Origin of the sequence: Komagataeibacter xylinus (assembly GCF_009834365.1) — a bacterium.
Lineage (GTDB): Bacteria > Pseudomonadota > Alphaproteobacteria > Acetobacterales > Acetobacteraceae > Komagataeibacter > Komagataeibacter xylinus_D.
The window spans coordinates 1,358,821-1,371,785 of the sequence record NZ_CP041348.1 but is presented as its reverse complement, the minus strand read 5'-3'; the positions used below and the strand labels follow the sequence as shown (position 1 = coordinate 1,371,785).

The 12,965-nt window shown below is 62.8% G+C and carries 12 protein-coding genes and 1 tRNA gene; 5 read left to right on the top strand and 8 right to left on the bottom strand.

The window, feature by feature from the left end; translation table 11 throughout:
- The first annotated feature begins 187 nt into the window (after positions 1-187).
- On the top strand, positions 188-637 hold the full coding sequence (locus FMA36_RS06465) for a DUF2501 domain-containing protein (RefSeq protein ID WP_159261664.1): 450 nt from the start codon (positions 188-190) through the stop codon (positions 635-637).
- A 186-nt stretch (positions 638-823) separates the two neighbouring features.
- Here FMA36_RS06465 and FMA36_RS06460 read toward each other — a convergent pair whose 3' ends face one another.
- The 4 genes from FMA36_RS06460 to FMA36_RS06445 are packed head-to-tail and all read right to left on the bottom strand — an operon-like array spanning position 824 to position 6,154.
- On the bottom strand, positions 824-2,509 hold the full coding sequence (locus FMA36_RS06460; protein ID WP_159261663.1) for an ABC transporter substrate-binding protein: 1,686 nt from the start codon (positions 2,507-2,509) through the stop codon (positions 824-826).
- 17 nt (positions 2,510-2,526) lie between these two features.
- Positions 2,527-3,156 (bottom strand): SCO family protein, encoded by a 630-nt coding sequence (locus FMA36_RS06455; RefSeq protein ID WP_159263684.1) that lies wholly within the window; start codon positions 3,154-3,156, stop codon positions 2,527-2,529.
- Positions 3,156-5,924 (bottom strand): DNA polymerase I, encoded by a 2,769-nt coding sequence (gene polA / locus FMA36_RS06450; protein WP_159261662.1) that lies wholly within the window; start codon positions 5,922-5,924, stop codon positions 3,156-3,158. The genes FMA36_RS06455 and polA overlap by 1 nt, the downstream gene beginning before the upstream one ends.
- 14 nt (positions 5,925-5,938) lie before the next feature.
- Positions 5,939-6,154, bottom strand: a complete 216-nt coding sequence (locus tag FMA36_RS06445; protein WP_159261661.1) for a zinc-finger domain-containing protein — start codon at positions 6,152-6,154, stop codon at positions 5,939-5,941.
- Between the two features lie 76 nt (positions 6,155-6,230).
- On the opposite strand from FMA36_RS06445, the gene FMA36_RS06440 reads away from it, so the two are divergent.
- Both FMA36_RS06440 and FMA36_RS06435 read left to right on the top strand, forming a co-directional pair.
- The gene (locus FMA36_RS06440; RefSeq protein ID WP_167518051.1) at positions 6,231-7,313 is read left to right on the top strand and encodes an alpha/beta fold hydrolase; all 1,083 of its coding nucleotides are present in this window, start codon (positions 6,231-6,233) and stop codon (positions 7,311-7,313) included.
- A 56-nt stretch (positions 7,314-7,369) separates the two neighbouring features.
- A tRNA-Arg gene (locus tag FMA36_RS06435) sits at positions 7,370-7,446 on the top strand.
- A gap of 153 nt (positions 7,447-7,599) precedes the next feature.
- On the opposite strand, the gene FMA36_RS06430 is transcribed toward FMA36_RS06435, so the two are convergent.
- The 4 genes from FMA36_RS06430 to FMA36_RS06415 all read right to left on the bottom strand — a co-directional run bounded on the left by FMA36_RS06430 (position 7,600) and on the right by FMA36_RS06415 (position 10,823).
- Entirely contained in the window at positions 7,600-8,214 is a 615-nt protein-coding gene (locus FMA36_RS06430) for a hypothetical protein (protein ID WP_159261659.1), read from the bottom strand.
- A 101-nt stretch (positions 8,215-8,315) separates the two neighbouring features.
- Entirely contained in the window at positions 8,316-9,122 is an 807-nt protein-coding gene (locus FMA36_RS06425) for a hypothetical protein (protein ID WP_159261657.1), read from the bottom strand.
- Between the two features lie 108 nt (positions 9,123-9,230).
- Positions 9,231-9,473, bottom strand: a complete 243-nt coding sequence (locus tag FMA36_RS06420) for a hypothetical protein (protein WP_159261656.1) — start codon at positions 9,471-9,473, stop codon at positions 9,231-9,233.
- A gap of 57 nt (positions 9,474-9,530) precedes the next feature.
- Positions 9,531-10,823: a glycoside hydrolase family 68 protein gene (locus FMA36_RS06415; RefSeq protein ID WP_159261654.1), complete on the bottom strand. Its 1,293-nt coding sequence runs from the start codon at positions 10,821-10,823 to the stop codon at positions 9,531-9,533.
- 662 nt (positions 10,824-11,485) lie between these two features.
- Between FMA36_RS06415 and FMA36_RS06410 the strand changes: the two genes are divergently transcribed.
- Both FMA36_RS06410 and FMA36_RS06405 read left to right on the top strand, forming a co-directional pair.
- Entirely contained in the window at positions 11,486-11,647 is a 162-nt protein-coding gene (locus tag FMA36_RS06410; RefSeq protein WP_159261652.1) for a hypothetical protein, read from the top strand.
- A 104-nt stretch (positions 11,648-11,751) separates the two neighbouring features.
- Positions 11,752-12,603: a 23S rRNA (adenine(2030)-N(6))-methyltransferase RlmJ gene (locus tag FMA36_RS06405; protein ID WP_167518013.1), complete on the top strand. Its 852-nt coding sequence runs from the start codon at positions 11,752-11,754 to the stop codon at positions 12,601-12,603.
- Positions 12,604-12,965: the final 362 nt, after the last annotated feature.

Below are 12,965 nucleotides of genomic sequence, written 5' to 3'. Positions count from 1 at the left end.
GGCTGACAACAGGGGTTTATGGCGCACAAAGCGCATGACAAGGGCACCATATATCGAAAAGACGAATGCCTGACATATCCGCCGCAGGGGTGTGGCGCACGCGCATCGTGTTATGCCTGACACATAGATTCACAATTGAGTGGGCACCTGCCGTGCCCGCCTGATGAACAGTGCAAGGAATAATGAAATGGTGTCGTTCGGTCGCGTCCTGTCCGCCAGTGCCTTTGCAACCCTGCTGGCCGCAGCACCGCTTGCGGCCCATGCCGCTGAAGTCTCGCCGCCCACGGGTGCAGGCGTTGCCAACCAGGTCGAGCAGATCAAGCCGGGTTCGCTTTCGGCCGATACGGTGTACTCCGCCGTTGCCTCCGCCAAGCCCGCTGATCTGGGCGGCATCATGAACTACTGCATCCAGTCCAACTACCTGACTGCATCCGAAGCATGGCCGGTTCTGGCTGCCTTCAACAAGAAGACCAACGACGTGCCGTCCAACCAGAAGGGCAACATGTCCTATGCCGATGGCTCGACCGGCCTGCTGAAGGTGGGTGGCAAGGCTCCCATCTCGCTCGAGGATGCCTCGACCGACATCCGCAAGCAGGCCTGCGCCAAGGTGGAAGCCCGCGCGAAGTCCATGCTCTGATCAACGTGGTCTGATACCCCGTTTACAGGCCCCGCCGGTTATCCGGCGGGGTTTTGTGTTTGAGGACGATCACCCGTTCCGCATCCCGGAACAACAAGAAGTTTTTGGTAAAGCTTTTTTTCAAAAGCTTCAGAATAACGCAGCCTTTTTGAAAAAATGCGGCACCCGAAAACTTTATTGCTTTGATTACTGCACCCACACGCGTGAAAACGCCATGTGATACAGGCTGGTCACAAAATAATGGCCCAGCCGGGGCGAGACGAGATCGACATACCGCGTGCTGATCATGGGGGCTGCGGGTGCCAGGCGGGTGATACGGTCATCGACCTGCCCCCACAGTGCCAGGGCTGCCTGCGGGTCGGCCTCACTGCGGATACGCGCCACGAGCGCCTGCATCACCGGGTCGCACAGGCCGGACATGTTGATGGAACTGTCGGAACCGGGGTGGAAGTTCTCGCAGCCGAAAAGCGTATCAAGAAAGTTGGAGGGCGAGGCGTAATCCGCATACCACCCCAACAGGCTGATCTGCACATGGTTGATGGTGTTGGCGGCGTAATTGCCCTCCAGGGCAGGCGAGAGCGGATGCAGGCGCGCGTGGTAGCCGATCGCCTCAAGCATGTCGCGCAGATAGGTGCCCATGCTCACATACATGGCGGTGGCAGGCACGATCAGGGTCACGTCCATGCCCTCCGTGCCGCTTTCATGCACGAGTGCGCGGGCACGTTGCAGGTCCGGGTGCGCCCAGGGCGTTAGCGGGTGGTCAGGGTCGGCGCCGCGCGTCCAGGCGCAGGCACCATCGCCGGGCAGCAGGCCCGGGGGCACCATGCGGCACAGCGGGGTAGCAACGCCCGACCCGCCGTACAGAATGGTCATGGCGCGCCGGTCAAGCGCGTAGTTTACGGCCTCGCGCGCCTTGAGCTGGTCAAAGGGCGGGATGTTGACGTTCATCGGCAGGAAGATCAGGCCATAAAGCGGGGAGACATGCACCTGCGCCGTGTAACGGCTGCCGATCTCGCCCAGCCGGTCAAGCGGCTTGAGCCCCGCCATCCAGTCATACTGCCCGCGCTCGACGGCGGTGACCGCATCTTCTTCCGACAGGCCGAAATCATAAACGATGCGGTCCACATACCCATCGGGCTGGGCCGCCTCGCTCCATTCATGAAAATACGGGTTGCGCTCCAGCACCAGCCCGCGCTCGGGGTCGGAGGATACGATATGGTATGGCCCCGTGCCGGGGGCTGCCACATTGCCCAGATCATGCGCGGGCGTGGCAGCCGGCAGGATGGAAGCGTGCCCAAAAGCCAGCTTTTGCGGGAATTCGGAATCCGGCTCGGTCAGGTTGATGGTGATGCGGCGGGTAGCGGGTTCGGTCTCCACGCCACCTTGCAGCGTGCAGTGCGCGCCATCGCGCAGGCAGGCATCCGCCCCCACTATAGTGCCGTAAAACGAGCCTGCCGTGGGCGTGCCCACCTTGAAGATGCGCCGCAGCGAGGCGGCCACATCCTCTACCGTAACCGGCGCACCATCTGAAAAGCGGATGCCCTGCCGCAGGGTGAACACCCATGTGCGCCCGCCATCACGCTGCTCGGGCATGGCCTCGGCAAGGTCAGGCACTACCTGGTTGCCTGCTGCCCCCTCCAGCTTGGGGTAGGTGAGCAGCCCGTCATAAATAACGGCGGCAAGCTGCATGTACTGGCTGGTGTAGCTGATCTGCGGGTCGAGCGTGCCAGAGGCACTTGCCGCCGTCAGCCGCAGGGTGCCGCCGCGATGGGGGCTGCCCTGCGTGCCTTGTGCAGAGCCTGCGGCAGGCAGCGCGTGCAGGCCGCCAAGCATGAGCGCCATGATGCCCAGCCGGTGCCACAATGCCCGCATGCGCTGGCCCGCCCGGTTCAGTTATGCGCCGGGGGCGACATGAGTTCCGTCATGCGGGCCGTGATGTCGGCTGCCGTGGCGGTGGCGGGCAGGCTGCCCTCATAGCGCCCGGTGGGCGACATGATCACGATCTGGCTGGCAGGCTCCATGCTGTAATCCCCATTGGCGCCATCACGCCGCACATAAGGGGCATGATACTCCCTGGCCACGGCCTGGATCATCTTGGGCGAGCCGGTCATGACCGTCACATGCGAGCCATAGCGCAGGGCATAGGTGCGCAGCACGTCGGAGTTATCGCGCATGGGGTCGAGCGTGATGAAAATGGGCACCGCAAGGCGCGCGCGGTCGTGGCCCAGTGCTTCCACGCCCTCGGCCATGGCTTTTACGGTGGCGCCGCATACATCATCGGGGCAGTGGGTATCGCCAAAATAGATCAGCATCCACCGGCCCCGGAAGTCGGTATCGAGCACCGAGCCATCTGCCCCGTTGATCAGCCTGAACGACCCGCCAACGGGGTTGCCATAGGTGGTCAGCGGCACGGGCGCGCTATCGGAATAACGGTAGCCGAAATACCCCGCGATGGAGGAGACCACCAGTATGGCAAACCCGACCAGTACGAAAAACCGGTCCCGTTCATTTCGCATTATCAATGTGCATCCGCCCAGTTCGTTCCGGTCCCGGTTTCCACGACCAGGGGCACAGACAGGGCCGCCGCGGATTCCATGACCTGTTTGACGAGGGCTGCCAGACGATCGGCATCATCCTTGCGCACCTCGAACACAAGTTCGTCATGGACCTGAAGGAGCATGCGTCCGTCAAGCCCTGCATCGGACAGGGCAGCAGGAATTCGCACCATGGCGCGTTTGATGATGTCGGCAGCCCCCCCCTGCAACGGCGCGTTGATGGCCTGCCGCTCGGCATAGTTGCGGCGCACGGCACTCTTCTCGGCAATGCCCGGCACAAAGCAGCGACGGCCAAAGGGCGTGGTGACATAGCCGTTCCTGCGCGCCTCCGCCTTCACCCGCTCCATGTAGTCACGGATGCCGGGATAGCGGGCGAAGTAGGCGTCGATATACCCCCGTGCCTCACCGGGGGAGATGCCCAGCTGGCGGCTCAGCCCGAAAGCGCTGATGCCGTAGATGATACCGAAATTGATGGCCTTGGCGCGCCTGCGCGTGAGCGGGTCCATGCCCTCAAGCGGGATGCCGAACACTTCGGAAGCCGTGCGGGCATGGATATCCTGCCGCAGTTCGAATGCCTCACGCAGTGCGGGAATATCCGCAACGTCAGCCAGAAGCCGCAACTCGATCTGTGAATAATCCGCCGAGACCAGCACATGACCCGGTTCCGCCACAAAGGCGCGGCGGATGCGCCCGCCTTCCTCCGTGCGGATGGGGATGTTCTGCAGGTTGGGGTCGTTCGATGACAGGCGGCCCGTTGTCGTGACCGCCATCTGGAACGAGGTGTGCACGCGCCCGGTGGCGGGGTTGATCTGGTTGAGCAGCGCGTCGGCATAAGTGCTCTTGAGCTTGGCCAACTGCCGCCAGGCCAGAATGCGCGCGGGCAGGTCGTGGCCCTGGTCGGCGAGATCCTGCAACACGGCCGAATCCGTGCCCCATGCGCCCGCCTTGGTGCGCTTGCCACCGGGCAGGCCCATCTCGTCAAACAGGATCTCGCCCAGTTGCTTGGGGGAGCCGACATTGAAGTCACGCCCGGCCAGCTTGTGAATCTCGGCCTCGATCACGTCCATGCGGCCTGCGAACTCGGTCGACATGGCGCGCAGGTCATCGGCATCAACCCTGATGCCCGCCCGCTCCATATCGGCCAGAATGGGCACCAGCGGGCGCTCCATCTCCTCATATAGCGCCAGAGCCTTATTCGTGCGCAGCTGGGGTCTGAGCACCTGCCACAGGCGCAGGGTCACATCCGCATCTTCCGCCGCATACGGCGTGGCGCGGTCAATCGCCACCTGCGAGAACACGACCCGCTTGCGGCCCGTGCCGGTCACTTCATCGTAGGGAATAGGCGTGTGATCGAGGGTGAGGCGCGAAAGCTCATCCATGCCCTGCCCATGCTGGCCTGCTGACTGCGCGTACGAGATCAGCATGGTGTCATCGATCGGGGTCGGCTGCACGCTGCGCGCCTGTGTCAGCACCAGCAGGTCGAACTTGGCGTTCTGGAACACCTTGAGCACCGACGGGTCGGCAAACAGTGGCTCAAGAATTTCCAGCGCGGTTTTCACCTTCATCTGGGGCGCACCCGCGCTGTCCATCAGGTCCACCTGATGGCCTAGCGGAATGTAGCACGCCCGCCCGCAGCGTGGCGCAAGCGAGATGCCGACCAAGGGCGCGGTGAGCGGGTCAAGTCCGTCGGTTTCCGTATCCACCGCACACACGCCGCTGGTGCGGGCCTCGCTGACCCATTCCCGCAACGCCTCGGGGTCGGTTACGGTGATGTACGGGCCATAAGGCTCGGGCGGGAAGGGCGGGCGTTCGGCCACCGGGGCCGCCGCCAGCGTGTCATGCGCCGAAATGCGCGGACGCGGCTTTGCCTTGAGCCCCATGCGCTGCAACAGCGATGAAAACCCCATATCCGACAGCCATGCGCCCAGCCGCTCCATGTCCACGTCGCAGCAGCCCAGATCAGCCAGCGGTTCGGGGCAGGGTGCGTCCTCGCACAGCGTGACGAGCTTGTAGGACAGGCGGGCCATGTCGGCATGGGCCAGCAGGTTCTCGCGACGCTTGGAGGCTTTCATGCTCTCCGCACCTGCGAGGATGGCATCGAGCGAGCCATATTCCGCCATCAGGGCCGATGCGGTCTTGGGGCCGATTCCGGGCACGCCGGGCACGTTGTCCACCGGGTCACCGATCAGGGCCTGCACCTGCGCCACCCGGTCCGGGGTCACGCCAAATTTTGCTTCGACTTCCTTCGGTCCGATCGGCCGGTTCCTGATCGGGTCCATCATCATCACGCCAGGGCGGATGAGCTGCATCAGATCCTTGTCGGATGAATAGATGGTGCACTGCCCGCCCGCATCGGTGGCCTTGCGGGCGTAGGCGGCGATCAGGTCATCGGCTTCCCAGCCGGCCTGCTCGATGGCCGGCACACCAAAGGCTGCCGTGGCATCACGCACGAGGCTGAACTGCGGGCGCAGTTCCTCGGGTGGTTCGGGACGGTGGGCCTTGTATTCGCCATACAGGTCATTGCGGAAGGTATGGCGGCCTGCATCGAATATGACCGCAAGGTGGGTGCCGGCATGTTCGCGCAGGAGCCGCGACAGCATATTCGTAAAACCATAGACCGCGTTGACGGGCGTGCCATCGGGGCTGGTCATGGGCGGCAGGGCGTGGAAGGCGCGGAAGATATACCCCGAGCCATCCACAAGAATCAGGTGAAGCGGCGTGTCGCTGGACATGGATGTAGAGGCTGTCAGTGCGCGTCACCCGCCGGTGCATCGGGGTTGAGCACGAACAGGCGGGAGCAGTAGGGGCAGAAGGTCTGGTGATGGCCGATGCGCAGGAACACGCGCGGATGACCAAGCGCGCCGAGACCGCCATCACAGGACAGGGTGCGCGAATCGACCACGATGGTTTCAATCGTGCCCAGGCGGGGGTGCGGTGCGGGATCGTGGGACAGGGCTTGCATTCTGATCGGCCTCGGGTTGTTGTCCGGCTTGGATTTGCATGGCGCGCCCGATGGGTGAGCCATGCGCTGGCCCATGATGATACGCAGGATTGCCGTGCTTTCAAACATTCGCCTGTCACGCCTGCTTTATCCAGCGCTTTTTGTGATGTTGACCGCCTGCGCCACGCGCGAGGCCCCTGCCCCCGTACCACCCGCGCGGCATGCCGAACTGGCCCGCCTCGTGCCCGCTGACCGCGTGGTAAATATTGCAGGCGTGGGTGCTGTGCCGTTGCGCATCTGGCCCGCACATGGGCCGGAACGCGCGGTGATTCTGGCGCTACATGGCTTCAATGACAGCCGCGATGCGTGGGAGCGCCCGGCACCCGCGCTCAACGCCGCGGGGCTGAGCGTGGTGGCCCCCGACCTGCCCGGCTTTGGCCAGACACAGGCACGCGGTGGCTGGGTGGGCATGGACATGCTGCGCCGCACGGCCAGCACTCTGGCCACCATCCTTGGCCGCGAACACCCCGGCGTGCCGCTTTACATCATGGGCGAGAGCATGGGCGGCGCACTGGCCGCCGTAATGGCAGCCCAGCCTGACGCGCCGCCGGTGGCGGGCACGATCCTGCTGGCCCCGGCATTGTGGGATCTGGACGCAGGCGCGCGCCTGACCACCCACCTCATGGCCGCCATGGCCCCGCGCTGGCGGCTGAGCGGGCGCGAACTGCCCGTGCACGTGACCGCAGCCGACGACCAGCTGGCCCTTGCCCGCCTGTATTACGACCCGCTGACCCTGCGTGACACATCCACCACCGCGCTCGCCGGACTGACCGACCTCATGCACCAGGCCGCCCATGCCAGCACCCATATGCATGGCTCCGTGCTGGTGGTGTATGGCGGGTGCGACCAGATCGTGCCCGCTGCCGCCATGGCGCGGGCGTGGCGGCACATGCCAGCGGGCACGCGGCTGGATTACATACCCAACGGCTACCACCTGCTGACACGCGGGCTGGCGGGCGAGAAGGTGACAGCGGACATGACCAGCTGGATCCTGCACCCTGGGCGCTTCCTGCCCTCGGGCGGAGATGCAGCGACGGCGGCATGGATGGCCGAACCCGCAGGCCACGACGCCCCGCTGCCCATCCTGCCCGGACGGATGGACGCGATCGCGCCGCGATGATTTTTACTGATTGGGGGCTGGCGTTCCGCCCTGTGGCGATGTATGCAGGCGTGAGTGGACTCGTAGCTCAGCTGGATAGAGCGTCGCCCTCCGAAGGCGAAGGTCGAAGGTTCGAATCCTTTCGAGTCCGCCATTTACTTCATAAAATCATGCAGAAATGCGGCCTGTCCAGCAATTCTGCCATCAGATACAAGCTTCAGAAGACGTCGCTTTTTTGAGTAAAGGCGACACTCAAAAATTTTTATAATTTCAGGGTATTCTTGGGCCTGCTTTTTCAAACTGCCTCTTATCGCCGCAACGTGGCAAAAGGCCGCAGCGGCTGCTGGGCAGGCCCACAGTCATCCGCGTGCCATGACTGGATCAGCCCGTCGGTGACCTGCCGCAATGCATCGCGCCCGGTCAGCAGGCGCATGGCCTCGGTGTGGCGTATGGCGTCGTTCTGGCCAAGCAGGGTGGTTTCATAAGTCGCCTGCCGCGCCATTTCCACCTCCGGCATGGAGGAAAGCGGTGCGTAGGAAACCGGCAGACTGACCTGCTGGCTCGTGGTCCGGCTTGCATCTGCCGCGATGCCAAAGGTGGGTGAAGCGGTCAGCGCCCCCACGGTGAACTGCCCCCCATGTGTAAAACTACCTGATAGCTGGAGCGTCACATCACCCACAATCGCGCCGATAACGGGGTCCGCCACGTGCTGGCGGCACTGGGCGGCCCGGATGGCGGCAGCAAAGCGCGTAGCCTGCGGCTGTGTCCAGTCGGCAGGGTGCGAGACAGATACAATGCCCGCCTGCCCCAGCGTGGTTTCAAGCCCGGCCATGGCGGCAGGGATGGTTGTCTGCACGGGCCTGTCATGTGTGCAGCCCCACAGGCATACTGCAACAAGCAGTACAGATATAAGATATTTCATAATTTTTTGTAGCCTCATGAAGTATAGCGGAAGCACATAAAAATAAAAAGTTTTTGAGCGCTGCCTTTTTGAAAAAAGCTTTGCCAAAAACTTTTTGCTGTTCACACCACTTCGGGCCCAGCCAGATAGGCTTCATTGGCGCTGACCAGGGCATCCCAGTCCTGATGGGTGGGGCTGAGTGCGCCCGCAGGCAGCAGTTGCCGCCACGCCAGGCCATGGGCTTCCATGATGCGTGAGCGCACCCAGCGCCATGTCGCCTTCTGCCGCGTGCCCCATGTCAGCAGCGTCACCACATCCGTGTCGGCCGTGCCGGTATAGTCCCACAACAGCAGGCAGTGGCCACCCGCGCTGCCGGGGGTGGGGTCGCCACGCGCGGCGGGTGTTGGCGTATCCCATAGCGGCGGCGGGTTGCCGGCTGTGTCGGTCCACATATCCGCCACGGCAAGCAGCACGCCCAGATAGGCCGCTGACAGCCCCGCTGTTACGTTACGGACTGCATTGAGGTCCGCAGGCTCCAGCGTGCCCCATAGCGGAAACAGGGTCTGCCGGGCCAGCGCGTAGCCCTGTTGCAGGGCGGTTGTCAGCACATCCACTTCCGCCCCGCCATGATCCGTAGCCGGGTCGCCGGGCACATAGCCGGTGGAAAGCGCATAGAACCGCACGGCATCGGGCGTATCCACCACCACCTGATAGCCCGCAAGCGCCGCGGTGGCACGGATATGGTTGCCTATACCCGCCGCCGTGCAGTTACCCAGCACATCATTACCCAGCATGAGCGGGGCGGGATCGATGCCGTCACGGATCAGGTGCTGAGGCGCGCGGCGGGTCATGAAGCCGCGCATGGTTGTAAGCATGGGCTGGCGCGCACGCCTCTGGGCGGGGTGGCAGCCAAGTTTACGCAGCATCATGTCCGCCCTGTATCGATGAAAAATGATAAGATTCCCGGATGCTGCCTTTTTTCAAAAAAGACAGCATCCTTCTGAAGCTTTTTGAAAAAAGCTTTGCCAGAAACTCCTTTACGGTTTCCTGTCCGTTACATCCCCTTTCCTGTCAGCAGGCCTGTTCCAGCCACGCAGTTGCGCCATGGCGGTCACAAGGGTCCACACGACCACCCATTTCGACCCGGCTGCGGGCGGCCGCCAGAAGCGCGCGACAAGCGCACAGCCGGAAATGAGGAAGGAGAAGATGACAACCGCATCCGCGGCATACCGGGCTGGCAGAAGAGAGAGGATGGTCTGGGTCGTGAGCATGGTGTCCATGACGCATGGTTCCGGCAGGGAGACCGCCTTGTCAGGCGGCCTCCCCTGTGGCTGGTGTCAGGTGGCGGGACGGGGATCGGGCTGGTTGCTTGCGGCCCATTCGTCAAAGGCGAAGATCTGCCCGTAATCATGCACCTCGGTCAGGAAGGTGCGGTCATCCTCCAGTACAATGCGCACCGTGGGGGCAAGCGTGCCGCCAATGCGGTAGGTTGCGGGAGCCTGCGGGTCGGTGCCGGGCGCAGGCAGCGTGTCGATGAAGGACTGCACGTAGCCCATCGGGTCGACAAAGTGGCTGTAGGTCTCGTATGGCGCCGCAGACGGATTGCCCAGCACCAGCCCCGAGCTGTTCAGCGGCGTGTAGGGGCCAAAAATGCCGTGGCGCGACACGAACCCGTACACCCCGTCCGGCCCGTTCAGCCCACCGGTATAGGTGGAGTGGTGACTGATGGTGAACACGTAGGTCAGCCCGTTCCGGAACACCACATGCGGCCGTTCGGTCTGGTCGTTCACCCCAAGGGCGGTGACCAGGGCGGGCAGCATTTCCCAACGCGAGAAATCACCCTGCGCATAGGAGGAAACCAGCCGCGCAATGCCGATGGCAGCGGCGCCATAGCCTGCCCCTTCGCCCACGGTGTAGCCCGGCGGCAGGTGGCCCGCCTCGCGGTCGGTAATGACAAAGTCGCCGCGCATGCCGGGCACGTTGCCTTCAAACAGGCAGTAGACCTGCCCGTCGGCGGGGTTGATGAAGGGGTGCGGGTCGCGGAAGTCGAAATACGGATCCTGGGATGCATTGGCGTAATGCAGCCCGTCGGCCGAGAACATCTCGGTCGTGGCCGTAAAACCCTCGAACCACACACCGCTGTCATCGGCATGGATCGTACCGGAGGAAACGGACGGCACGCTCTGGTTCACATCCGTGTTGACGGAGGTGTAGAACATGTCGACCACATTCTCGCTGCCCTGCCGCATGATCAGGCTGCCCGACCATTCATCGGGCCGCAGATCAGCGCTTGTGTTGAGCAGACGACCGCCAAAGGTCCAGTCAATACCGTTGCGGCTGTAGTAATAGCCAATAAAGGCAAAGGCATTGCGGTTGTGCCAGCCGGCCGCGTCATCGCCTGTCTGGGCGCGTTCGGCCACGAGCGACCACATGACGTACCAGCCCTTGAAGGTCACCGTCTCGCCCGTGATGCGGCGTAGGGCACCGGTGTCCCACTGCCACAGGGCATCATCAATAACAGGGAAATCCTGCGCAATGACAGGCATTGTGGTTGTGGGGTCATCGGCATGCACTTTCAGCGCATCGGCGATGGTCCAGGCGGACGGAAGGCGTGCATTGGAGGAAACCATGATCTGATCCTCTCGTCAGGGCATGATGACTGGCCCTGATCTATTTATATGCAGGTATATGTTCTGTATAATGCATTACTTATGCATTTATACTTATCGTGTCAGGGTAATCGCGTTGTCTTGTCGCTCCTGACATGATGAAATATAGGGCGCAGACATGCAGGCAGCAAAAGAAAGCGTGTGCCCCCGGTGGCATTGCATGAAAGAAGGCAGGCACCCTGCCGGATGATACGGGCAGAGCCTGCCGCCGCGTATCAGCCTGACCTGATCGGCTGGTTGCCGCCTGCGCAGCGCGGGACTACGACAGACGGAACACCAGTTAGCTGCAGGCCATCACCCATTAGGCGCCCGTCAGGCGGGAATCGTGGCGCAACAGATGGCGTTCGGACCGGATTTCGAGGCATGACCCGTGCCCCATGGCATGGATATCAGCCCGCACAGGCGGCCTGCAGGCAGGTGGCGGATACCATGGATTTTATGGAAGTATCTGTTAACGCCAACTTTTCTGGCCATCTGCGTGAATGCAGGTGGCGGCAATGATGGCATTTTAAGTAAAATTGATTGACAGCAGATCATGTTATTTTTAAGGCAAGATTGTGGTGTTGCTCCACAATTGGGGGGTGCTTTTCCCCTTTCCTTCAGTTTTCTAAGGCCCTAAGCGCATGTCGTTTGATGGTATCGCTCTGACACGGACAGTTTCCCAACCTGCTGCCCAGCCAGTGCCTGCCCCTGCCCACCGCCGGTATTCCGCTGCGAGTGGCATCTTTTTCAGCCTGCTGATGGCCCTGCCCCTGTGGGCGCTGGTGGCTTTCTTCCTGCGTTAGACAGCCCCGGGCCTCAGGCCGGGATGGACAGCCATGCCAAAAGCACGATAACGCTTGCCGCCATGCGGGAAGTGGGCCCGTAAGCGCATTTTGGCAGGACGGACTTGAATTACAGACACAGCTATCATGCCGGCAACTTTGCCGATGTCATGAAACACGCCCTGCTTGTGGCCCTGATCAAGGCGCTATGCCGCAAGCCCTCGGCTTTTTCCGTACTCGATACGCATGCCGGCATCGGGCTGTATGACCTGTCCGGCCCGCAGGCCCAAGCCACGGGCGAGTGGCGCGAGGGCATCGGCCGCCTGCTCGAGGCCCCGCTGAGCGTTGCGCAACAGGCCAGCCTCGGCCCCTGGCTGGACATCGTGCACGACGTGATGCGCGCGCATGAGGGGCAGTTGTTCTATCCCGGCTCGCCCGAAATCATAGCCCGCCTGCTCCGCCCCGATGATACGCTGACCTGTTGCGAACACCACCCCGAGGACCAGCACGACCTGCGGCGGCTGTTCCGCCATAACGCACAGGTAGCGGTGCATGGGCGTGATGGCTACGGGGCCATTACCGCACTGCTGCCGCCCCGGCAGGCAAAGCGCGGGCTGGTGCTGATGGACCCGCCTTTTGAAGAACGGGATGAATTTGCCCGTCTGGCGCGGGCCATCATGACAGCGCGCAGGCGTTTCCCGGCCGGAATCGTGGCGGCGTGGTATCCCATCAAGCACCGTGCGCCGGTGCGGGCCTTCATGAATGGGCTGAAGGATGCGGGGCAGCGCAAGCTGCTGGCGGTTGAACTGACCCTGCGCCCCCCGCTCGACCCGACCCGCCTCAATGGCAGCGGGCTGCTGATCGCCAACCCGCCTTTCCGCTTCGAAGACGAAGCGCAGGCCATTCTTGCCGCCCTGTGCCCCTATCTGGGTGATGGGCAGGCGGAAGGCAGCGTGGAATGGATTGTGGGGGAATAACCCGCAGGCGGCACGACATCATACCTTGCGGTCGGAACCACACCCGCATGATATGAAGGCCCTCATGGTGCCTGTCTTCTTGCTGCCACGTCACGCCATTCCTTTTCTGGCTCATGATCCGGCGCTTTTTACGCGAACGGTGACATTGGCTGCGTTGGATTGTCGTCATCTCATACTCCGTGGCCGTGACCATTGCGCACAAACTTGGCCCGTTTGCCATCTCCCACAGGGACATGCCGCACCAGAGCGGGCCGGATATCGTGGCGGAGCATTCGTGTTTTGACGGGCAGCGTGTGCCCAAGGGCAAGCGCGAGACGCTGAAGGCAGCATGCATGGCAGAATTTATGTCCTTGGCCAGTTTG

Coding starts and splice junctions, on each gene's coding strand:
- FMA36_RS06465 (WP_159261664.1), top strand. CDS start 188: ATGGTGTCGTTCGGTCGCGTCCTGTCCGCCAGTGCCTTTGCAACCCTG.
- FMA36_RS06460 (WP_159261663.1), bottom strand. CDS start 2,509: ATGCGGGCATTGTGGCACCGGCTGGGCATCATGGCGCTCATGCTTGGC.
- polA (WP_159261662.1), bottom strand. CDS start 5,924: ATGTCCAGCGACACGCCGCTTCACCTGATTCTTGTGGATGGCTCGGGG.
- FMA36_RS06445 (WP_159261661.1), bottom strand. CDS start 6,154: ATGCAAGCCCTGTCCCACGATCCCGCACCGCACCCCCGCCTGGGCACG.
- FMA36_RS06440 (WP_167518051.1), top strand. CDS start 6,231: ATGATACGCAGGATTGCCGTGCTTTCAAACATTCGCCTGTCACGCCTG.
- FMA36_RS06430 (WP_159261659.1), bottom strand. CDS start 8,214: ATGAAATATCTTATATCTGTACTGCTTGTTGCAGTATGCCTGTGGGGC.
- FMA36_RS06425 (WP_159261657.1), bottom strand. CDS start 9,122: ATGATGCTGCGTAAACTTGGCTGCCACCCCGCCCAGAGGCGTGCGCGC.
- FMA36_RS06420 (WP_159261656.1), bottom strand. CDS start 9,473: ATGGACACCATGCTCACGACCCAGACCATCCTCTCTCTTCTGCCAGCC.
- FMA36_RS06415 (WP_159261654.1), bottom strand. CDS start 10,823: ATGGTTTCCTCCAATGCACGCCTTCCGTCCGCCTGGACCATCGCCGAT.
- FMA36_RS06410 (WP_159261652.1), top strand. CDS start 11,486: ATGTCGTTTGATGGTATCGCTCTGACACGGACAGTTTCCCAACCTGCT.